The 23069-nt window shown below is 42.4% G+C and carries 19 protein-coding genes; 15 read left to right on the forward strand and 4 right to left on the reverse strand.

What is annotated here, in order from left to right; all coding sequences use genetic code 11:
* Positions 1–175: 175 nt before the first annotated feature.
* Positions 176–1753: a sensor domain-containing diguanylate cyclase gene (locus R7Z50_RS05880; protein WP_005389121.1), complete on the forward strand. Its 1578-nt coding sequence runs from the start codon at positions 176–178 to the stop codon at positions 1751–1753.
* 51 nt (positions 1754–1804) lie between these two features.
* On the opposite strand, the gene R7Z50_RS05885 is transcribed toward R7Z50_RS05880, so the two are convergent.
* The gene (locus R7Z50_RS05885) at positions 1805–2362 is read right to left on the reverse strand and encodes a DUF3750 domain-containing protein (RefSeq protein ID WP_318148947.1); all 558 of its coding nucleotides are present in this window, start codon (positions 2360–2362) and stop codon (positions 1805–1807) included.
* A gap of 478 nt (positions 2363–2840) precedes the next feature.
* On the opposite strand from R7Z50_RS05885, the gene R7Z50_RS05890 reads away from it, so the two are divergent.
* The 5 genes from R7Z50_RS05890 to R7Z50_RS05910 all read left to right on the forward strand — a co-directional run bounded on the left by R7Z50_RS05890 (position 2841) and on the right by R7Z50_RS05910 (position 7171).
* On the forward strand, positions 2841–3203 hold the full coding sequence (locus R7Z50_RS05890) for a hypothetical protein (RefSeq protein WP_258660546.1): 363 nt from the start codon (positions 2841–2843) through the stop codon (positions 3201–3203).
* 35 nt (positions 3204–3238) lie between these two features.
* Positions 3239–3703, forward strand: a complete 465-nt coding sequence (locus R7Z50_RS05895) for a GNAT family N-acetyltransferase (protein ID WP_318148948.1) — start codon at positions 3239–3241, stop codon at positions 3701–3703.
* A gap of 248 nt (positions 3704–3951) precedes the next feature.
* A complete protein-coding gene (locus R7Z50_RS05900) occupies positions 3952–5370 on the forward strand; it encodes an SLC13 family permease (RefSeq protein ID WP_318148949.1) in 1419 nt (472 codons plus the stop codon).
* Between the two features lie 3 nt (positions 5371–5373).
* Complete coding sequence (locus R7Z50_RS05905; protein WP_005389108.1) at positions 5374–6711, forward strand: ATP-binding protein; 1338 nt, start codon at positions 5374–5376, stop codon at positions 6709–6711.
* Positions 6698–7171 carry a response regulator gene (locus R7Z50_RS05910; protein WP_005377744.1) on the forward strand — a complete coding sequence of 158 codons (474 nt, stop codon included), beginning with the start codon at positions 6698–6700 and terminating at the stop codon, positions 7169–7171. Before R7Z50_RS05905 ends, R7Z50_RS05910 begins: the two co-directional genes overlap by 14 nt.
* Positions 7172–7278: 107 nt before the next feature.
* Here the strand turns inward: R7Z50_RS05910 and R7Z50_RS05915 are convergent, their stop codons facing one another.
* On the reverse strand, positions 7279–8982 hold the full coding sequence (locus R7Z50_RS05915; protein ID WP_005377743.1) for a putative bifunctional diguanylate cyclase/phosphodiesterase: 1704 nt from the start codon (positions 8980–8982) through the stop codon (positions 7279–7281).
* A 487-nt stretch (positions 8983–9469) separates the two neighbouring features.
* On the opposite strand from R7Z50_RS05915, the gene R7Z50_RS05920 reads away from it, so the two are divergent.
* The 4 genes from R7Z50_RS05920 to R7Z50_RS05935 all read left to right on the forward strand — a co-directional run bounded on the left by R7Z50_RS05920 (position 9470) and on the right by R7Z50_RS05935 (position 14174).
* Positions 9470–10687 carry an HD-GYP domain-containing protein gene (locus R7Z50_RS05920; RefSeq protein WP_025766705.1) on the forward strand — a complete coding sequence of 406 codons (1218 nt, stop codon included), beginning with the start codon at positions 9470–9472 and terminating at the stop codon, positions 10685–10687.
* 202 nt (positions 10688–10889) lie between these two features.
* Entirely contained in the window at positions 10890–11513 is a 624-nt protein-coding gene (locus R7Z50_RS05925; RefSeq protein ID WP_025766704.1) for a LysE family translocator, read from the forward strand.
* Between the two features lie 212 nt (positions 11514–11725).
* Positions 11726–13270, forward strand: a complete 1545-nt coding sequence (locus R7Z50_RS05930) for a YjjI family glycine radical enzyme (RefSeq protein WP_053307064.1) — start codon at positions 11726–11728, stop codon at positions 13268–13270.
* A 22-nt stretch (positions 13271–13292) separates the two neighbouring features.
* A complete protein-coding gene (locus R7Z50_RS05935; RefSeq protein WP_021033867.1) occupies positions 13293–14174 on the forward strand; it encodes a YjjW family glycine radical enzyme activase in 882 nt (293 codons plus the stop codon).
* Positions 14175–14193: 19 nt separating this feature from the next.
* Here the strand turns inward: R7Z50_RS05935 and R7Z50_RS05940 are convergent, their stop codons facing one another.
* The gene (locus R7Z50_RS05940; protein ID WP_005377737.1) at positions 14194–15132 is read right to left on the reverse strand and encodes a LysR family transcriptional regulator; all 939 of its coding nucleotides are present in this window, start codon (positions 15130–15132) and stop codon (positions 14194–14196) included.
* 411 nt (positions 15133–15543) lie between these two features.
* Here R7Z50_RS05940 and R7Z50_RS05945 point away from each other — a divergent pair, with 411 nt between their 5' ends.
* Positions 15544–16314: a TerC family protein gene (locus R7Z50_RS05945; protein WP_085569856.1), complete on the forward strand. Its 771-nt coding sequence runs from the start codon at positions 15544–15546 to the stop codon at positions 16312–16314.
* A gap of 160 nt (positions 16315–16474) precedes the next feature.
* Positions 16475–17077, forward strand: a complete 603-nt coding sequence (locus R7Z50_RS05950; RefSeq protein ID WP_005377733.1) for a 2OG-Fe(II) oxygenase — start codon at positions 16475–16477, stop codon at positions 17075–17077.
* A gap of 54 nt (positions 17078–17131) precedes the next feature.
* Here the strand turns inward: R7Z50_RS05950 and R7Z50_RS05955 are convergent, their stop codons facing one another.
* Complete coding sequence (locus tag R7Z50_RS05955; protein ID WP_025766702.1) at positions 17132–18397, reverse strand: HD domain-containing phosphohydrolase; 1266 nt, start codon at positions 18395–18397, stop codon at positions 17132–17134.
* Positions 18398–19026: 629 nt separating this feature from the next.
* Between R7Z50_RS05955 and R7Z50_RS05960 the strand changes: the two genes are divergently transcribed.
* The 3 genes from R7Z50_RS05960 to R7Z50_RS05970 all read left to right on the forward strand — a co-directional run bounded on the left by R7Z50_RS05960 (position 19027) and on the right by R7Z50_RS05970 (position 22986).
* Positions 19027–20220, forward strand: coding sequence for an iron-containing alcohol dehydrogenase (locus R7Z50_RS05960; protein WP_025766701.1), 1194 nt, complete (start codon positions 19027–19029; stop codon positions 20218–20220).
* Positions 20221–20381: 161 nt separating this feature from the next.
* Complete coding sequence (locus R7Z50_RS05965; RefSeq protein ID WP_033905238.1) at positions 20382–21587, forward strand: aromatic amino acid transport family protein; 1206 nt, start codon at positions 20382–20384, stop codon at positions 21585–21587.
* Between the two features lie 274 nt (positions 21588–21861).
* Positions 21862–22986 carry an HD-GYP domain-containing protein gene (locus R7Z50_RS05970; protein ID WP_213885327.1) on the forward strand — a complete coding sequence of 375 codons (1125 nt, stop codon included), beginning with the start codon at positions 21862–21864 and terminating at the stop codon, positions 22984–22986.
* The last annotated feature ends 83 nt before the right edge of the window (positions 22987–23069 follow it).

The raw sequence follows: 23069 nt of genomic DNA on the forward strand, positions 1-23069 counted from the left end.
TGAAAGTAGCACGGTTTCTTTATCGTGCTACTGAATTCTCTTTTTAGCTCATAAAGTGTTCTTTAATGTGAGCAAATATTAACATTGATCCCAACTTACTACCTGAAAATCAAATCAATTTCATATAACCTATACGCTCATTCATATAGAAAGCCTTCAAAGTTGGCCATTGGCAATGTCTTTTAGAAGAAAAGAAAAACTCAATCTTAGAAATCTTATTGTCACCCTATGTGTGTTCAGTGTGCTTGTCACTTTGATCAACGCATTCTACTCGATTTATCGTGTTCAAAGGGATCTCATCATCAATAACACGTTAGAATCAAACCGTGTTTACGCCCAAAAAATGTCTGAAATGACAGACTCTTTCATAGAAAGCTCAATGTCGCAGCTAAAATACAGTGCGAACGTGCTAAAAGACAAGATGCATGACGCTCAGCTTCTTGATAAAGAGGCTGAGAGATTAAGAACGCAAACCAAATCATTTAACTCTGTGGTTGTCGTTAATGCAAAAGGGGTTATTATTTCCGTATCACCTGAAACACTTCAGGTGAAAGGTGTAAGGTTAGTGGGTGAAAGAAAACGCCAATCTTTAAACGCTCAAGCACCAGTTGTTACTGAACCATTTATATCGCCCGCTGGAAATTACTTGTTAACCATCTCATACCCTATATTTTCTCAATCTAATGAATATTTAGGTTATATCGGCGGCACTATTTATCTAGAAAAAGAAAATATTCTCGCAGAGTTACTCAGCCAGCACGCATACAAAGATGGTTCTTTCCTTTACGTTGTCGATGAGAGTAACACTCTGATTTATCACCCAGATCAATCGAGGGTTGGTGAAGTAATCGACGATAATGAGGCAATCAAAGCGGTGACGATGGGGCAGAGCGGCAACAAAGAAATTGTTAACTCTCGCGGCGTCGAAATGCTTGCTGGTTATGCGCCAGTAAAGTCATCAGGATGGGGAATTGTTGCTCAGCGCCCGAAATCGATGACGTTATCTGTGCTAGATGAACAGATGTGGAATGTTTTCCTTAAGTCGATTCCAATTGGTTTATTAACTTTGTTGCTAATTTGGTTCTTGTCCCTTCTTATTTCTAGACCACTTTGGCAGTTAGCGGGTGCTGTGCGAGGTGTCGAAGAACATTCATCATCTATCGATGATCTCAAACTGGTTAAGTCTTGGTATTTTGAGGTCTCACATTTGAAGCTTAGTTTTCTTAAAGCATTTGGTATCGTGTCAAAAACCATTGATAAGCTGCAACTGGATACATTAACAGATTCGATGACTGGATTATTGAATCGACGTGGATTAGACAAAGTTCTTGGTTTGTTTAAGCAGGAAAATACCGCGTTCTCTGTTTTGGCGCTAGATATTGACCACTTTAAGAGCGTAAACGATAACTATGGCCATGACGTGGGTGACAACTTACTTAGAGAGTTTGCGCAGTTAATGAAAGACCAAGCTCGCTCTAATGATCACCTGTGTCGTTCTGGCGGTGAAGAGTTTATGATGTTTTTGGAAAAAACAGACGTAAACCACGCTATGGATGTTGCAGAGCGTATTAGACACAACGTGGAACAACATGACTTTCAGGTGGTTGGTAAGGTCACGGTTTCGTTGGGCGTTTCTCACTGGAAAGGCAATGACACACCAATTGAAGCGGTAATGAAAGACGCCGATAATGCACTGTATAAAGCGAAACATAATGGAAGAAATAGAACGGAGTTGGGTGACGACGCACAATAGATATTGCGCTTTATGCTGAACATAAAACGAGCCAGTGACTAATCTTTGCTGTTAATCGCTGGCGTAACCGCTACCAATTGCGCGAAACGGCAAGTTCAGCTCTAATTCTGGAATTTGTTTACCCACCCAAGCCGGAAATGTATTGCTATTTGGCCCTGGAAACAGCGTATATTCTTCAGCCCAAGGGTATTGGTTAATAACACTTTGTATTTTAGGGATAAGCTGGCGGGCCTTTTCACCTTGTATGGAGAGGATCTTTTCTGGTTTTGCACCATACCAATATCGATCTGGCGTCCCAGTTTGGTACTGATATAGAGCGGGTTGTCCGCGATTCACTCTCCAGCCGACTACTTCATACACTGTATATTCGTTCGCATTTTCAGGCTTTATTGCAAACCATGTATGAACGGCAAACCAGCCTCGCCAACCAAACGCGTCTGCGGCGTAAAACTCAATCACAGCATGCTTAACATTGGAAGGATCGGGTGCGATACCCGCAGGTCCTCTGCTTGCGGTACGCCAATCTCCTTGAGTGCATCCACCCAGCATAACCACGATTGACATGAGCCAAATTTTTACAAGGTGAGTAAAGTTGAGAGGGTCTTTCATTTATTGCTCCTAGACCAACCGATGCTGGTAACGCTCTATTGATTTTAGCTATAAAAACGTGGCAAGTCTGATTGTTGAACTCCTCTCCTTATTAAAAGAGAGAGGGAAGTTAGTGCCATAATTCCAGTTCATACGTAATAATAAGGTAAGCCGATTTGTAACATGTGGCATAGACGATGCCGTATTTCTCGAACGATTCGTCTAGTTGCGTATGAAAAAGTAAGAGGTTGTATGTATTCCTTACACGGTCACATGAATTAAAAGCATAAAAAACAGAGGTTTACAGTGGCCTTTGACTGGTTGAGTGAGTTTGGGACCCTCACATTGTCTCACATTTGCTTGTTTTGGACGGAATTTTCATCGCTCATCTTTTTGCGCGTTTAGAGTCAGCGTTCAGCTATGGCAAAATAGGCGCTCACAGAACAAGTGCTGTTTGGTCATGCAAATAGCAGAAAAATAACTAGAAATAGAATAATTAATGTTTAAATCAAAAAGTATACTCGCATTAAGCATGTTCGCATTTGGCTGTTTTGCCAATCAAGATAGCGAACCAACGTCCGTTGTGCTGAACTATGGTGACTCCTCCATCAGTACTGATATTCAAGCCAATCGAAAATTTCATGTTGTCCGAGACAATGAAAGTGAGCACGTAGAATTTTCCGGCGGAATCACAAAGGAGTATTCCGATTATATTGTGAATATTCATATCATAAGAAAAAGCAATATACGCAGATCAAGACGAGAGCTGAATACAACCGTATTGATGAACAGTGATCAGATTGGGAAGCCTTTAGTGATTGGCATTGAAAATGATGAGTTCACTAGTATCACTTTGCGTTAATGCTTAGTATTTATTGAATAGGAATGAGGAAATTGATGCTCTCAATACGCAGCTATCGCACCGAGGATGCCCCAACACTGTGGGCACTCTTTTACCATACTGTGCGAATCATTAATCATCGCGATTATACGGAATCACAAGTTTCCGCTTGGGCACCATCAGATTTTGACCTCGATGTGTGGCAACGAAAAATGGACGATATTCAACCGTACGTCGCGGAGATAGAAGGGCAGGTCGTTGGCTATTGTGATTTGCAAGGTGACGGCTTGATTGATCATTTCTTTTGCCATCATGAATACCAAGGACAAGGTGTTGGTCGTGATTTGATGTCTTTTCTTTTTTCACAGGCGAAAGTACAGGGGATAAAACGACTGTATTCTGAAGTGAGTATTACCGCCCGACCTTTTTACGAGAAAATGGGTTTCACAGTTAAGTCTCGACAACGTGTTGAGGTTAGGGGAGAAACCTTAACTAACTTTATGATGGAAAAGTATATTTAACTTAAATAGTGAGCATTTAGTGAGCTTGAACACAGATATAAAATGTTTTCCAATGTGAAAACGAGTTCATTGATCTCGCACCAACGTTTTGTTTGAAAACAGTGTACATAATCTTCTCTGGAACGCCATTACCGCATTTCGTCTCTGAAGGCTTAAAAACAGTCTGAAAGTTTTGGTTTTGCGGCGGGTAATAGCGTTCCAAACGCCAAATGTGTCTGGCTAACCATCTCAGGAAGAGAAGTAGTACTATGCGCCCTTATCTCAAATACGTTGTTCCAACATTGATACCATTGCTTGTTTGGTTAATGCCTCTCTCTGCGTTCCCATTTGATGGCATTACTATCGTCCAGCAAAGAGTGATTGCAATCTTCTTGCTTGCCGCACTTTGCTGGGTATTCGAGCCAATTCCAATCTACGCCACTTCGGTTGTGATCATTGTCCTAGAGCTATTGCTTGTATCAAATAAAGGTATTGTGCTCTTTCGTTTGCAAGAAGGGCAGCCACATTTTGGTGAGCTATTACAATATAACGAGATAATGGCGACCTTCGCTAGTCCGATTATCATGCTCTTCCTCGGCGGTTTCTTTTTGGCTATGGCGGCGACAAAGTACAGGTTAGATGTCAACTTAGCCCGAGTGTTACTCAAACCATTTGGACAAAAACCAAAGTTCGTTATGCTGGGGTTGATGCTGATCACAGCTGTTTTTTCCATGTTTATGTCAAACACCGCAACAACAGCGATGATGTTGTCCATTTTAACCCCTGTGATAGCAGTTTTCGGGCCTAAAGACCCAGGTCGAATTGCATTCGCTTTGTGTATTCCTGTTGCGGCCAACATTGGTGGCATTGGTACTCCAATCGGCACGCCACCGAATGCCATCGCCCTAAAATATTTGGTTGGTGACAACTTAATTACGTTTGGTGAATGGATGGTATTTGGTGTGCCATTCGTTATTGTGATGATGGCGTTAGCCTGGTTTCTGATTGGCTTTTTGTATAAAGCCGAACAAACCACCATCGATCTGAACATTAAAAGCAAGTTTTTGAAAACACCCAAAGCAATAATGGTTTACGTCACCTTTGCCGGCACGATTATTCTTTGGTTGATGGGTTCTGCACATGGAATGAATTCTTACACAGTAGCATTAATTCCGGTCGCAGTGTTCTCTTTGACGGGCATCATCAACAAAGAAGACTTGAAGAAAATCTCTTGGGATGTGCTTTGGTTGGTGTCAGGCGGTATTGCTCTGGGCCTTGCTCTAGATAAAACCGGGCTTGCGAAGCTGGTGGTACACAGCATACCGTTTGATCAGTTCTCGCCATATGTTGTCTTGTTTGGTGCGGCTTTCTTGTGCTTGTTAATGGCAAACTTTATGTCGCATACAGCCACCGCAAACTTGCTGATGCCGATTATGGCTGCGCTGGGTACTTCTATGGCTTCGCTAACGCCTCTCGGCGGTGAAGTTACTCTAATCTTGGTCGTGACATTTGCCGCTTCACTCGGTATGTCGTTACCAATCAGTACGCCACCAAACGCGTTAGCTCATGCAACAGGGCATGTCGAGAGCAGCCAAATGGCTCGTATCGGTGCCGTGCTAGGCGTGATTGGCGTATTACTCAGTTTTGTGATGGTGTGGATTTTACATACTGTTGGGCATATTGGATAACCCATGTACGAAACGAAGTTAGACGCGTTAGTACAACGCTACTTTAATCACCTTGAACGCCGATTAACGGTTTTATCCGGGTCGGTGCTTATTGAGCAAGCAGGCTACAACGATCGCTTGTACTATGTGCTTTCGGGAGAGCTGGCGGGCTATTACGCGGAAGATGACAAGAAACCGATCCAGGTATTTTCTGCGTCTCAAGGTGCGTTTATTGGCGTACACAGTTTCTTTTCTGGTACGTGGACTGCCTCTTCGACAGTGATTGCTCAAACCGATGTTGAATTGGCTTGGATACAGCGCGATACGCCCGCCGTGGAAGAGGCGACATACGGACCATTGACGACACAATTTATGCCTGTGATGGTTAACGAATTATCTCGTCGTCAACGGCGCGCAATGCAAGAGGCATTGGCTAAAGAAAAAGCACTACAAAAGCTTCATACCGCAGAGCAAATGACAACGTTGGGGCAGCTTGCAGCGGGTATTGCTCATGAGTTGAACAATGCGATAGGCGTTGTAAGCAGTAAATCAGAACGGCTAGAGACAGTTATCATGGAACTGCTTGAAGAAGTTCATCCGGAAGCGAGTCAATTTTTTGATTTTGGTTTAATGCAAGGGCAGAAAGTCTCTTCTAGCGAAGCGAGAAAGCGGGGGCGCCACTTCGAAAAATACTACGGTTTAACCAAGGAGGTTGCTCGTGATCTTGCACGTGCCGTTCCAAATAATTTCCTTTCGGAACATTGGCTAAAAAGACCAGAAGAAGCGATACGTTTCTGGCAAATGGGACGAGATCTCCATGACTTACGCATTGCCTCTAAACATACCGTTGGCATTGTACGATCCGTAAAACAATTGGGGCGCACGGATATCGACTTGGATGAAGCGATTAACATCAATGATTCAATCAATCGCGCCTTGGCTCTATTGCAAAGTGACTTAAGACGAGTGAGTGTTCGTTTTAGCCCTGCGGATTTACCTGCTTTTATTGGTTCTCAAACCGAACTCGTCCAAGTTTGGGTAAATATATTAAAGAATGCGTGCGATGCACTTGGTGAAACGGAGAAACCCGGTATCGAAATACATACTCGGGAGAGTAAGGGTAAAATTTTGGTCACGATTGCTAACAACGGACCAGAAATTGATGAAGCGACACGTAGAAAAATTTTCCGGCCAAACTTCACCACTAAAAAGGGGGGATTGTCGTTTGGTTTAGGGTTAGGTCTGTCGATTGTGAAGCGCATTATCGCCGGATATAACGGTTCTATTGTAGTAAAGAGCGACAGTGAAAAAACGATTTTTAGAATCAAGTTACCAGTAGAGGGTGAACATGGAGAAGCTTAATGTAATTTGCGTTGATGACCAACGAGAGGTACTAAGCGCGGTTCTACAAGATTTAGAGCCGTTAAATCAGTGGTTGAATGTCGAAGACTGCGAATCAGCAGGTGAGGCTCTAGAACTGATGGATGAATTTGATGCAGAAGGCGAGATGATCGCATTGATTATTTCCGATCATGTGATGCCAGGTAAAACGGGAGTAGAGCTGCTGACCGATGTATCAAAGGACGGTCGTTTTGGCTTTACGAGGAAAGTGCTTCTTACCGGGCAAGCGACGCACACCGATACGATTAATGCGATCAACTCCGCAGGCATTGACCGCTACTTTGAAAAACCATGGCAAGCAAGCCAATTAATAGAGTGCGTTAGAAACCTGGTGACCCAATATATCTTTGATGTGGGCTTAGATTACACTCAGTATCACGAACATTTAGATCAGAGTGTGGTGTTTGAACGTCTACGTTAATCGGGGGACATTAAGCTTGTTTTCGTCACGGCCAGTTAGTGTCTGAAATCTATAGTGAATAGTTCAGCATGTTTAACGTGGCCGTGCGGAATATTGCTATAGTATGCTTAACTCAACGAATAGCGGCTTGCACTGGCAACAGAAAGTGGCTTAGAGAACCAATAACCTTGCAGATAATCGACGCCCATTTCGGTAAAAAATTCACACATTTTGGCGTCTTCAATTCCCTCAATCACTACTTCAATATTATTTTCCTGGCACATAGTGATAAGAAACTTCAGATATTCTTGTGAAGAGCGGTTGGTTAGTGTTTTCCACGCCATCGACCTATCAATTTTGATTTGTGTCATCGGGAGGTCGAAGAAGCTATTTAATGAACTGTAACCAGATCCAAAGTCATCCAGAGAGAGTGCAAATCCTAGTTCCCTGAGGGTATTCAGAGGGGCAATGGCTGTCTGATTATTATCCAAAATAAACGTTTCTGTTAGTTCCAACACAATAGACTCAGGATCGACACCAACCTCATCCGCCATGGCTTTAATTCGCGCAGGGAATTCACTGTTCATTAACTGAAGTACAGAAACATTCACGTTGACGCGAACTTGGTTTTGGTAACGCTCACGGTAGTTTTTGATAAATTCACACGCTTTGGCAAAGACTTGATATCCGAGCTCGACAATCAAACCTTTGTTCTCTGCGACGGGGATGAATTCGTCTGGGTAAATTTCGCCAAACTCTTTGCTACGCCAGCGAACCAGAGATTCGAAGCTCACCACTTTTGAGCTTTTGGCGTCAATAATTGGCTGAAACTTAACGCTTAATGTCTGTTTTTCTAGTGCACTTTTTAGACCTTGTTCAATAAAGAAATAACGGTCTACGGCATGCTGAGTTTTCTCACTGTAAACCGCAACACGGTCTTTATTCTGCTCGCTTGCGTACTGACAAGTTCGTGCTGCTTTACGTAATATTTCCTCTGCTGAGTGACTTGGATCTATGCAAGGATACAAACCAATACTAATGTTACTTCCTAAGTATTGGCCCTCTTCAATCACTGCCTCGTGGTAGGTTTCCTTTAAACTTTCGGCATAACTTTGCAGCGTTTCTACCGAGCATTCATCGTGAATCAAAATCGCAAAGTCATCATCATGTACGCGATATACAGAACTATTTGGAGAAGGTAGGTGACTGAGAGTTTGTAGCAATTTTTCCACTAACCCATCGACCAACTCGCTGCCATATTGATTTAAGTAAGATTTAATCTCTTCTATCTGAATGTAACAGATAGATGCACAAGAATCGGTGGCTCGCACACTATCTTCAATATCCAGCAAGAGATGGGCGCGATTAGCCATACCTGACGCATTGTCATGAAATGCGACTTGATGAATGTAGCTTTCCATCAGCTTGCGTTCAGAAATATCACGGTGGCTACCAACCATATAATGACCATGTTCTGTTTCTTTGGTCATGGCTACGCCTTCAATCCAGACGTACTGTCCATTGGGTTTACGCACGCGGTAGGTCGTTGTGACCCTCGTGTTGTTGGTAATGATGTGAGCATCGACCCGAGTGGAGAGTCTTTCTCGATCGAGAGGGTGAACAAGGTCTAACCATTGCTCTAAGCTGATTCGACCAGCGTTGATACCAAGCTGCTCATAAAAGCCCTTGTTATAAAATACCATGGTGCCAAACTCATCCATGTAAAAGAGGCCTTCGTTAAATACATCGAAGATATGAATGAATCGTTCTTCGACGATTTTTAGGAACTCTCGGTCACTATCTGAGACTTGTTGGTCAAATATGGTGGTCAAGATATTTCCTCCTCGAGCCTTTTAGCATCAGAGATGAGTGTTGGGGTTGATAACATAGAGTGGATCTGCTGGCGTACATTACAATCACAAAAGTGTCAGTTCAAATTGTTTGGCTATCATTTTATGCGCTACTAGGTTAATAACATACTAAGATTAGGCGGCTAATCATCGACATTTATAAAAAATAGTCAACAGTAAAAATCATTTATAAAATACAGTTATTGATGCCGTCCGCAATCTATAAATATTTATGAATAATTATCCTAAAGTTATTTTCAGTTGTGTCGGTATCAATGTGCTGTTTTCTAACGTCATTTGTATATATGTTATCTTGGATAAAACCATAATAACAAAAAGGACTTAATGAGCGCGACCGATTATTAATTGACAGGATGCTCATTAATTATAATCAATTCAAATTTATTATCACGCCAAGTAATCAAATCTCTTATAATGCGGACGTTAATATCGAGTAAGCCTTCTTTATATGCAGTACGATCCGAAAAATTCAATCAAAATTGCGCTCGCTGATATCGGCGTTGGTATGTTTGTTACCGCGATAGAGCACAACAAGCGCGTCAATTTAGCCAATGCAGGGCGGATATCTAGCCCTGAAGGCATTAAGAAGCTTGCTACAAGTGGCGTAAAGTATGTTTGGGTAGATCAAACATTATCTTCGCAGCAGTGTGTCTTCAAGCCTGTAGATGAATCAACTGATGCCACTAAAGAGACGAGAGAGCAGAAACACTCAGATTTTAAGAGGGGTCAACGAACTTATCGTTCGAGAGACATCCAACACAAGCGAGCCAAAAAGCTGATCGCCGAAGCAAAAGATTTGGCGCAGAAACTATTGAATCAAACTTTTGAAGGAAAAATCATTGAAGTTGATGAAGTAGAAGCTTGGGCTGACGATGTCATTGAAAGTGTTTTGATTGACTCAGATGCGTTGCAGTGTGTCTCTGCACTCCGAAAAAAAGACTCTTACTTATTGGAACACTCCGTCAATGTCGCTTGTCTTTTAGTGTCATTCGGTAAGTACTTGGGCTTGGATAAGCCAACGCTAAAACAGCTTGCTGTAGGTGGCATTATTCATGATGTAGGTAAAATTAAAGTCGATGATAAGATCTTGCACAAGCCAGCGAAGCTAACGCCTGAAGAATTTGAACATATGAAGCTACATCAAGTGTTCGCAGGTGAGATTATCCTTCACGTAAAAGGACTTAGTGACGTAAGCCGTGATGTTTGTTTGATGCACCACGAGAAGTTAGATGGCAATGGTTATCCTAGAGGCTTGAAGGGGGAGGAGATTCCAATTCACGGCCGTATGAGCTGTATTGTAGATATCTACGATGCGCTAACGGCTGATCGCTGTTACAAAAAAGGCATGAGTTCTGCCGAAGCGTTTAAAATCTTGTTGAGTCTAACGCCATTTCATTTAGACGCCGACTTAGTTTACAAATTCATTAATTGCATTGGGATGTACCCCGTAGGCTCTATTGTCGAGTTGAACGATGGGCGTGTTGGTATTGTTTGGTCTTCAAATGAATCTCAAGCATTAAAGCCAGAAGTGAAATGTTTCTACTCCCGCAAGTATAAACGATACATTGATGTCACGATGGTGGATTTAAAAACGAGTGCGTATAAAATTGAAAGAGCGATAGCACCTTCATCGTTAGAGATCGATCCTAAGCCTTTTTATGATTAAGAGAAATAGATAAGCTTATACAACAGGCTTTACATCCTTGCATGTAGATCGTATTTTATTTGCATAACTATCTATTAATTTTTTCTAAGTTGTTTAGATGCAAGATGGTTATTAAGACCTCGGCTTCATGGATAGAAACCGGGCGATAAAATAGTTCTATACACAATGGGCTATAAACCTCATTTTGCTGGAAGGGATGCCAATGCAAATAGATACATGGATTTTTTACACTCTTGCCATTCTCGTGCTCACAGCTTCACCAGGACCAAGCTCACTGTTGTGTTTGAGTAAAGGAGTGAGTAGTGGGTTTCGTATTGCTTTCATGACTGCGCTTGGCAGTTTGTCTGCGATTACGATCATCCTTACGCTCTCATTTACCGGGCTGGGAGTTGTCATTGCTTCATCTGAGTTGGTTTTTAATATTATTAAATGGTGTGGTGCCGCTTATTTAATCTGGTTAGGTATTCAAGCGTTGCGCTCATCTCAGACAGATTTTAATAAAACGGCAACGACTCAAAGTTCCGCGACAGCGTTTAGCGCGTTCACTAGTGGTTTCATTGTTGGCGCTAGTAATCCCAAAGCGATAGTCTTTTTCACCGCTTTGTTTCCTCAATTCATAGAACCTTCCGCACCGCTACTGTCTCAATACGCGATTTTCGCGTCTACATTTGTGGTTTTTGAGCTTAGCTGGCTAACATTTTATGCATTGTTAGGGGTAAAAGCCTCCGATTGGTTGTTTGTCGCTGGAAGAGCGAAGTTGTTCAATCGTTTGACTGGTGGAGTATTTATTGGTGCAGGCGTGATGTTGTCGACGGCAAACCGATAAATAAGACAGACTTCGGTACGCAGTTAGGTTTTCCCATATAGTAAGTTGGAATGCGCTAATTTAGCTTTGTCTTATTTCCAGAATGGAAATAGACGTTTTGTTTATTTTCATTAGTGGCAACAGCCAAGCAGGAGTAAAATCACGTTACTCTTTAGGGGTAGAGCTCGTATTTTGTCTTGTGGGCTTGTGGTTACTTTGTAGGAATATCTTAGATGACAAGCCTTTCTAAACTACAACAACGTTTGCTAGATATCGCGACCGACGTCCGTCTTTCTCCAAAACAGAAGTCGAGTTTTTTAGCTTTAGAGGCGGAATCGTACATTCCTTATATGACCGTATCTCCATCACTGAGACAAGCAATGGATGAAGGCATCATCTGCGATATGTTTGAAGGTCATGCACCGTTTAAACCTCGCTATGTGTTGCCTGATTACGCTAAATTTCTATCGCAAGGCTCAGACTATTTAGAGTTGTCTCCGGCTGATGATTTCGATGATGCGCTGAATATGCTTACCATCATTTACCATCATGTTCCTTCGGTAACGAACATTCCGGTTTACTTAGGTCAGTTAGATGATGTCTTGTTGCCTTACATAGGCGACCTAACAGAGAGCCAGATTTACAAAAAGTTAAAACATTTTTGGATCATGCTGGATCGCACATTGCCAGATGCGTTTATGCATGTGAATGTCGGACCGACAGACAACATTATTTGTCGCACTGTTTTAAAAGTAGATGCGGAGCTCAAGCAGATCGCACCGAATCTCACCTTTATGTACGACGAGACAGTTACACCTGATGATTTACTTCGTCAAGCGACACAGAACATTTGTGAATGCAGTAAACCGCATATCGCCAATTACCCAATGCACGCGAAAGCCTACAACGGCTCACGCTTTGGTATTGTAAGTTGCTACAACTCGCTTCCATTAGCAGGTGGCTCGAACACATTGGTGCGAATGAATTTAAAAGAAGTTGCAAAACGAGCATCAGACTGTAACGACTTCTTAAACAGTGCGTTGCCTTCTTACCATCGATTAATGGTCGAGCTCATAAACGCAAGAAGCACGCACTTGCATGAAAAATCGAACTTCTTTCAAGGCTTTTTGACGCAAGAAGGGTTGATAAAAGAGTCCTATTTCGCGCCAATGTATGGCGTTTACGGCATGGCCGAAGCGGTAAACCTTCTATTTGAAAAAGAAGGGCAAATAGGGCGATACGGAAAAAATGATCGAGCAAATACTTTTGCTCATGATGTTTCAGCAACACTGGCTAAACTGGTGGACTCAACCCCGGTGAAATATGGTTTAGATGGCAAAGCGCTCTTACATGCACAAGGCGGCATTAGCTTAGATCATGATGTTACGCCAGGTGTACGTCTGCCTTATGGTGCAGAGCCAGACCCTGTCACTTATGTACAAGCAACGGCGAAGCATCATCAGTATTATCGTGCGGGTATCAGCGATATTTTGACGATTGATGAAACGGTGAAATCTAACCCAGAAGCGATGTTCAATTTATGTAAAGGGGCACTAAATGCTGGTTATCGTGAGTTTACCGCGAATGTCACTTCAAATGACTTAATTCGCGTGACAGGCTACATGATCAAACTTTCAGATGTCGCGAAACATGATAAAGAAGGTTCGAGAACCAACACGACGTTTCTAGGTGCAGAAGCAGCAAAAAATACCAAAATTTTAGAACGCTCGCCACGTGTGGTGAGTCATGAAGTAACACCGACTTACACGCAGGCATAAGTTCGGTTTAGGAAAGAACAAGATGTCTAGACGAAGTGGAAGCCTTTTGGCAAAAGTCACTCGTATCCTTCCTTTCTCTTGTGTTGATGGGCCAGGAAATCGTCTAGTCATCTTTCTACAGGGTTGTAACTATCAGTGTTTGAACTGCCACAATCCTCACACGATAAACCATTGTAATCATTGTGGTGAGTGTGTGAGTGAATGTTCAGCAGGCGCATTGAAGTTCGACGAAAACAACAACGTTGTTTGGCTTAAAGAGGAGTGCACCCACTGCGATCATTGTATAGAGATATGTCAGAACCAATCTAATCCAAAAATTACTGACTACTCTGTAGTAACAATGCTCGATTTGATACGCAAACATCGCTTTTTCATCAGTGGTGTTACTGTATCCGGTGGGGAATCTACCTTACAACTTCCTTTCATTATTGAGCTGTTTAAAGGGATAAAACAAGATCCTGAATTACGGCACCTCTCTTGTTTCATCGACAGTAACGGTTCTTTAGCGGTTGCTGGTTGGCAGCGTATTCTACCTTTTCTGGATGGCGCAATGATCGATTTGAAAGCGTGGCAGACGGAGACGCATCAGTGGCTAACTGGGCGTGATAATCATCGTGTATTTAAAACCCTTCAGTACCTTGTTGAGCACGAAAAATTGTACGAGGTCCGCTTACTGCATATTCCCCAAAAAAGTGATTTAGATATAGAAATCGTAGCAATTGGACGTTACTTGAGTACTCTTCCTGAATCGGTGCTTATCCGTTTAAATGCCTTTCAGCATCACGGAGTAGTGGGGGAGGCGTTAACTTGGGATATGTGCTCTCATCATGATATCGAACGCTTAAAATCAGAGCTTCGATGCTACGTGAGTAACCCTATCACAGTGCCGACAGTACTCACGTAGTACCGTTGTTTATCTATACTTACGCATCACAGGCATCTAACATGGCGCAGGCGTCGAGTAATTGTTGCTGTAACCATTTTAAAGCGGGATCGTTTAAGCTCGCTTTGTTCCAAACGAGGCTGTAGGCTACCTGTCCGTAATCGAATGGAAGAGCTTGTTCAACCAAACCTTTTGCTTGCATTGCCGCTCTTGCCCAAAGCTTGGAGCATGTGAACAAGTAATCCGAGTGCTGACACATCACCGCAGCTGAACCAAAGTCGGCTACACGCATGGCCAAGTTTCGCTTTGAATGCCTTTGGGTGAGATTTTGCTCAAAATAAGGTTGTGACAGATCTTTATCATGAATACCGATGTGTCTTGCACAAAGGTAACTTTCAACAGATAGGGGTTGCTCAGCGAGTGGGTTCGATGCTCTCATTAAGCAAACCATTTCGTCTTTCAAAATGGTTTTCCAGACCAAGTCTTTATTTTGTGTGGGTGGTTGGCTGAGATCGTGAGGAAGCAACAAAAAATCCACTTGACCTCTTGCTAATGCATCGAAGCTCATTTCCTCTTTCGCATGGACGTTCAAGTGCGCGTGATTGCTCAGTTGTTGGGACAGATGCTGTAGAACTGGCGCAAAGAGCTCAAACGAACTTTCACGCATTGCTAATGAAAAACTACCTTGATAGTAAGCCGGATTAAAAGAGCCTTGATGTAATAACCCATTCATACTGGAGAGTATGCCATGGATTGATGGGCCTATATGCAGCGCAAATGCTGTCGGCACTAAGCGAGTGCCATCACGATAAAAAAGGTCATCCTTTAGCGTTTCGCGCAACTGTCCGAGCGTTTTACTGACGCTCGATGGTGTTACACACAAGCGTTCTGCCGCAAGTGTGACGCTGTGAGTGGTTAACAACATATGTAAAACAGTTAGATGTTTAAGGCTTATACGCGAAAGAGCAATGTAGTCCATAAATAGCATGGTTTCTTATGATTTTTGGCAGTATATCAGCATGAAACAAATTTTTACTATTGTTTATCTCGGAAACACGCCTGTTTCTCTTTGAGCTCAATGCATTTAATGGGTTGCATAAGGGTTGATGGTGCTTATAAGTCTAGAAATTTATCTTAGTTTTGTTGGACTTTAATGCTTTCATTTATTCAATTCTAAAGCTTCTATGTAATTTTAATCAATTTGGAGGAGTTGATTGATTTGTACACGAATTAAACTTGTTCCTTGTTAATTAAAATAGATATTGTTTTGTTGATTGTTTGGTGATTTACTCATGATCCCTCAGTAACAAAGGTATAAATAATTAATGGACGACCCCTTTAGTCGACAAAACCCTTCACCATATGTCTTCTTATTATTGGAGACATGCTCATGCTAGAACTTTTTATGCAACCAGAAGCTTGGGCTATTTTCGCCACTTTGTTTGCGCTTGAAGTTGTCTTAGGCGTTGATAACGTCGTTTTTATCTCTGTCTTATGTGAAAGACTGCCGCTGCACCAACGTAAGCTGGCAAGAAACCTTGGTATTGGTCTTGCTGTTATTGCTCGTATTGGTTTAGTGTTTTCAATTTCTTGGATCATGCAACTGACTCAACCGCTATTTTCTTTGGCGAACCATGCGTTTACCGGAAGAGACGTTATCATGATTGCGGGTGGTGCATTCCTCTTGGCTAAAAGCCTGAAAGAGTTGTGGAGTTGGTTAAATTACAACGAGTCGGCTCACTCAACTCACGCCCGTACTGGTTTAGCGGTAGTTCTGTTGCAGATTGTTGCCGTGGATGCTGTATTCTCGATGGACTCGGTGATAACCGCCGTTGGTTTGACAAGTGATGTCCCACTTATGGTCGCAGCGATTGTTTCGTCTGCTATCGTGATGGTCATGACAGCCGAAAAAATCAATAACCTGGTGTCGTGTTACCCTGGTTTTAAGACACTTGCTTTGTTATTCCTCGTTTTGTTAGGTGGTTTATTGATGGCAGAAGGCTTCGAAATTCATATCAACAAAGGTTATGTGTACTTTGCGATGGCATTCGGCTTAATTCTGGAACTTTGTCATATCCAGTTAAAAAACAAACAACGCCCGACTATTAAACGTCTTAGTCCGTTGCGAGTTCATCCAACCAGATTAGAAGCTCGTCAATAATAAAAGATATTGCCGCTCATATGAGCGGCATTTTTATATTCGTCATCACCTATTTTTACTCTCTTTTTATTTTGTTGTCGTTTCGACAAAAAATCGCATTTGTTGTGGGGTTGAAGATTTTTTATATAGACCGCCCAACTAATATGAGTGAACGACAATAATGGATAAAATGATCGATGCGTTAGCAACCCATGGCTACTACATCTGGGATGATTTTCTTTCTGAACAAGAAGTGGCTCAATTACGAGACTGCATTCCAAGTAACTGGAAAAAAGCGCGTATTGGTCGTAATGACGATGTGACACGTATTGAGTCAATTCGAAGTGACAAAATTCAATGGTTATCGCCCAATATGGGGCACGCGGTTACTTCTTACTTAGATAAGATGGAAGAAATACGCCAAGAAGTGAACCGTCACTTGTTTCTGGGACTTTTTGAGTATGAAGCTCACTTTGCCAAGTACGAGGAAGGGGATTTCTACCAAAAGCATCTAGATTGTTTTAAGGGCAATGAAAACCGTCGATTGACAACCGTTTTTTACATGAACGAATCTTGGACGGAAAAGGATGCAGGTGAATTGGTGGTTTACGATCTAAATGATAATAAGATAGCAACCATCCCTCCTCAATCAGGACGCTTACTTTTATTCTTATCTGAGCAATTCCCGCATGAGGTTTTACCGACCAATGCTGAGCGTTTCAGTATTGCAGGTTGGTTCAGAATCAATGGTGTGCGAGACAATGTACTTGATATTGCAAAATGATTGGTTTGCAACCAGCATAAAATCAGCAAAGGGCGTAGATACGCCCTTTATCGATTAAACATTAGTTGATAGCTCGTAACACTCGGTCATGTTTCGCTCTAGCACTGCATAGACGTCAGAACAAAGTTCTTGTTTAGCGACTTGCTCACCCATAATCGCGGCGATTTGTGCTTGAGCCATTCGTCCTCGGTAGGGCCGGTCCTGAGACAGAGCTTGAAAAACATCGGCAACCGCGACAATACGCGATGGTACATCGAGTTCGTCTCCTGTTTTATGATAAGGATAGCCAGAACCGTCCAAACGCTCGTGATGATTAGAAGCCCACTCCGCTATTTTAGCGTTGGGAAACACTTTGTGTAATGCGAGCTGAGTATCAATTGTATGGCGTTTAATACGCGTATACTCTTGTTTATTAAGAGAGCCTTCTTTATGAAGAATCTCATCTGGTGTTTTTAACTTTCCGATATCATGCACCAACCCAGCAATAAATAACATCTCTTGGTCGTGCTCACAAAACCCAAGCTTGATGGCTAGATACCGAGATAACTCCGCCACTTTTTGCGAATGTTGATAAGTAAATGGGCTTTTTGCGTCAACAATTCGAGCGATAAACATTCCCAAACTATTCATATCTTGGATGGTGAGCTGTTTTTGAAGCCAATCAATGCTTTTAAAGTTTAATCCGATGGTTTCTATATTTTCAGACTCCATCGCGAACCAAAATGCGTCGGTCATAACGAGCTTAACCATTGCCTTAGCCATGTCTGGATTAAACAAAGTTCCAGCGTTTGCCATGATGCATTCTGCAATTAGTTCTTCATGAAGTGTGACAATGTCACAGTGGCAGTTCATGACGTATTTGGAACGCATAAAATCGAGACGATCGGCTAAATAGAGTAGGGCAGCGACCTCTTTTTCAAAAGGCGGTAAATCAAGATATTTTAATTCACTCCAATGTGTATGGTGGTAAAGAACAGGTGTAGCAAACTGACGCAACAAACGACACTGCTTGAGGCTTCGGTATCCTCTTAAGCAATGTGTTTTTACATCTTGTGGCACCAACTCCTCAAGTAACATTTTATGTTCTTGTGTTTCGGAGACCCCACAATCGTGGATCATCCCTGCGAAGTAGCAAAACTCCGCTTTTTCTGGTTCCCAGTTCATGACCCGAGCACATTGGTAAGCGATGTAAGCGACACGATGGCTATGGTGCGTATCATCAACACCGACATAGTCGAGTGCTCGAGCAACCCAGATAAGTGCTTGTTTCAGATCGACTTCAAAGCCCATGTCCGTATGGGAATGGCAAGAATGATTCATGGTTTATACCGACATTGCTAATTAGCCCACGCTAAACCCAAATCAGAAGGTGATAGGAAAAATTGGGTACGACAGCGAATAGACCCCAAAAAGGTGGGCGTTTAGACATAGTTTTGATTATGGGCGGGATAATAATCCTAGTTGCATAATAATATCACCTGAAGCTCATGGTTAAGAGTCAGATATTTGAACTAAGTATAAGTTTTGAAAGATTATTGTTGCTCTTGTTGACTTATTTGAAAACGACAATAAATCATGATGTAACGCATTCTTATTTTTATTTTTGTAGATCGTGTTCGGGCTCAACCAGAGACACACGGTATTGATGTCTGATTAACAGAATTCATATTGTTGCTTTTGAAGGCAAAAAATAAGAAGACTTCTTCGAGGCTTGCTCTGTAACTAACAGAGTAATAGGGAAAGCAGCTTGTTAACTACATGACAATAGAGCGTCGTTGAAAACATTTTCTCTGTAGCTCATGTCGTTGAGGGAAGATAATAAAATGGTACGGTTTCCCAGCGATGCTAGCCCTTTTAGTGAGATAAGTTTATTGAAAATGTGTGATTGCAAAGTAAGCATAGGTAGTAAAAGTAGCTAGAATGATAGCTCTAAATGAAAAGGATTTCGTATGTTGAAGCATCGTTTATATCGGACTTACACCGCAGGGTTAAAAATAGCAGCCCTTATCCTTCCTATGCCGAGACCAACCTTGTTTTCCGGCCCTGGTTCGATGAATGAGCTATTAGAATCGATGACCGAGCTGGGATTTAAACGCGTTTTGTTAGTTACCGACGAAGGGTTAGTCCAAGTCGGTATTGTAGATAAGGTGCTTGAGGCTGCAGCACAACTCGATTTACAGTTAGATGTTTTCTCGCAAGTTAAGCCCGATCCTACCTATGATCAGGTAGAGAGCGGTCTAGAGGCTTATCATCGTTTTCATTGTGAGGGCATATTAGCTTTGGGTGGCGGCTCTGCAATGGATTGTGCAAAAGTCATCGCTGCGAAAGTTACCAATAAACGGCCAATAAAAAAATTAGCTGGACTATTGAAGGTATGGCGAATGCCAGCGCCGCTTTTTGCTATTCCAACAACGGCTGGAACCGGAAGTGAAGTTACTATCGCTGCGGTCGTGTCAGATCCCTCCTCACACATTAAAACCCCTTTAATGGATCCAAAGTTGGTGCCACTAATGGCAGCTTTAGATGCGAATTTAATGATTGGTTTACCTCCTAAGATCACGGCTGATACTGGCGTTGATGCATTAACCCACGCTATTGAGGCCTATGTATCGAAAAACGCTACTCAAGAAACGATGGCTTATTCGGTTGCCGCTATTAAACTCATTTTTAAATATCTTCCTAGGGCTGTGATGCAAGGGGATGATGTCGAAGCTCGTCATAAAATGGCTATGGCATCCTATTACGCGGGTTTAGCATTTACCAAAGCGAGTTTGGGTTATGTTCATGCCTTTGCTCACACATTCGGTGCGAGATATGGAATACCTCATGGTATGGCAAACGGATTAGCCTTGTTGCCTGTGCTGCGCTTTTCATTATCAGAGATTGAGCCTCAACTAAGAAAGCTCGATGAGTTGACGGCCGAGGGGCAGTTAGGTAACGCAAGTGCTCAGCATTTTTTGGCGAATCTGGAGTCCTTGTTTTCAACTATTGATATTGAGCAAACCAGTGCGCTCATTCAACGTGAAGATGCTGATGCGCTTGTTGATTTAATTCTGAAAGAGGCGCACTGGAATTACCCTGTTCCCAAGTTCATGAACAGGGAAGAATGCACACAGTTATTGTTAAATATCAGCAAGGTGTAAATTATAGTTTACATGTGTGGTTTTTTATCCTTACACTTTGCTTGATCTTCTGCTAAAGATCCTACAATATCGACGGCAATACAAATATGGTGTTGGTTTCGGTCCGCCGTTGCCCGATCTAATACTGATAATTTCTAATAAAGTGTAAAGATTAATATACAATGAGTCGTTCTAAAGTATTCGGTAGTACGCTAATTATTGCGGGCACTACAATAGGCGCTGGTATGCTAGCGCTTCCACTTGCCTCTGCCGGCATTGGTTTTTCAACTTCTATTATCATCATGCTAGGCTTATGGGCTCTGATGGCTTTCACTGCCTTGCTTATGCTTGAGCTTCATCAACATGCGGAGAGTAGTGCTACACTTCATACTTTGGCGAAACAGATCCTAGGTCAAAAAGGCAAGTGGGTGGCAAGTTTTGCGATGTTGTTTCTTTTCTACTCATTATGTGCAGCGTATATCGCTGGCGGTGGTGCTCAGTTCGGAGACCGCCTTGCACAATGGTTTGACCTCGATATTTCAGGGCCTACATCAACGATAATCTTTACCTTGATTGTGACTTTAGTTGTGACAGTGGGTACCGGTACGGTCGATAAAGTAAACCGAGTCCTGTTCGCGATGAAGCTCATTGCGATGGTTGCGGTGCTTTCTTTTCTTGCTCCAAACGTTACGGAATCTTACTTGTTAAGTATGCCAATCGAACAAGGCCTTGTTGTAGCGGCGATTCCGGTGATCTTTACTTCGTTTGGTTTCCACGGAAGTATACCTGCAATTGTGAATTACTTAGACGGTGACACTTCTTCTTTACGCAAAGCCGTTATTATTGGTTCGACGATTCCACTCGTTATTTATATCTTTTGGCAAATCGTGACGTTGGGTGTGGTTAGCCAAAGTACGCTTGTTGAGAACGGAGGGTTGAGCGCACTGATTGGTCAACTATCTCAGACAGTACACCAATCAAATTTGGGTAGCATTGTTGGTGTGTTTGCTGACTTGGCATTGTTGACATCGTTCCTTGGCGTGAGTTTGGGTCTATTCGAATTTTTGGGTGATACCATCAAAGGAAGTAACGATAAGCCTAATCGTTTGATTGCGGCACTAGTGACGTTTACTCCACCGCTAGGCTTCGCACTTTTCTATCCTCAAGGCTTTATTATGGCTTTGGGCTATGCAGCGATTGCCTTAGCGATTTTAGCCATCTTTTTGCCTTTGGTTATGGTGATCAAGGTTCGTAAATCGGATGATTTTACTGGGGAGTACCGCGTCGCAGGTGGTCAAGGTGCGCTAGTGATAACGGGCATCGCTGGCACTGGCATCGTATTCGCTCAGGTGTTAATTACGCTGGGTGTGCTTCCTGCTCTAGGCTAGTTGTTCAGAACGTTCTTTGAATAACCTCTAGTTACTGAATCCATCGTAATCAATCAGTATTGTTAAGCCAACGAGTTTTGCTCGTTGGCTTTTTTAATCTGGATCAAATTACCGTAAGATATCCGGTGAAAAAATTGGTAGAAATGTGCTTTTATTTCGTACACTTAAGTTGTGGTATATCGATAGTTTAAGTGGAGAAAACCGCTCAAAATACCATTGAATTTGCAACACAATGAGCTTTTCTTGTTTCTCTGCTTTGGTGTGGAGGTGAAGCATGGCGCACCGGAGTTTTTACCCGTTTGCAAAACCGCTTAACGAGCAACTGCAAACGCTAAAAGGCAGGATGCAGGCGCACTTGCCATGTATTGATAGGGTGTCATTTGCAAAATATCACCCAGACCAAGATGTGCTCAAATCATTTGCAGAAAGTGAGTTCGACACTTGGTGTCTAGCCCATCACGAATCAGCATTCCGTAAACTCCACCACCTCAATATTGCCTCTAAAAACGCGGTTCCTCGTATCGTCGAAGACCTTCATGATATTAATCACTGTCCTCGGGTTCAAATTTTACTCAAACACGGATATCAGTCGTCGGCTGCTATTCCTTGTTATGACAATAAAGCTTTTACTGGTTTTGTATTTTTGAACTCCACTCAACGTGATGCGTTTAGTTTAGAAGCGCTGAATGGTCTTAAACCTTATTTCGAAATGATTCAATTTGCGGTTGAATCAGAAACTCAAGTAGTCAATGCGATAGAAACGCTAGCGAACCGAATGCAATGTATGATGCCAGGCTATTCACCTGAGTATTACGCGCATACCAAACGCATGAAGTACTACAGTCAAATTATCGCAACGCAGTTAGCGGATCGTTATCACCTGAATGACGAAATGGTCGAAGATATTGGTATTTTTGCTCAGTTCCATGCGCTCGGTGATAGTCAGCTGCCAGTTGAAATTGCTAGCCGCCGAACAAATTACTCTCAAGAACAAGAGGCGATATTGATTCAACATATTGAGCGTTGTATCGATTCAGCGGATGACATAGTTGCCCGTATCGGAAATCCGGTTCACCCGAGTGTGACTTTGTTTTTGCAGATGATTATTTATCAGTACGAAAATTTAAATGGCACTGGTTATCCTTATGGTTTAACCAATGATGATATACCAATAGTCGCCCAAATTACGGCTGCCGCGAATGCCTTTGATTTTATGACAACGCACCATCCGTATAGACAAGCGTGGTCCATCCCATACGCATTGTTAGAACTTGAAAAATGGGTATATCAGGGGTGGTTATCTCGAGAATGTGTTGATGCTCTGCGAGAGCATCAAGGTTATATAAAGCAAATCATCCACAAATATCCCGAGCACTATACAGGCTTGGGGTTAATGTGAAGAGCAGTAACAAAGTTGAAATGTTGACGAGGAGGAATATTTAAACAATACTGTTTTTATATACAGTAATAAGTTTGGAGGTG

Source organism: Vibrio sp. 1249-1 (assembly GCF_033340495.1).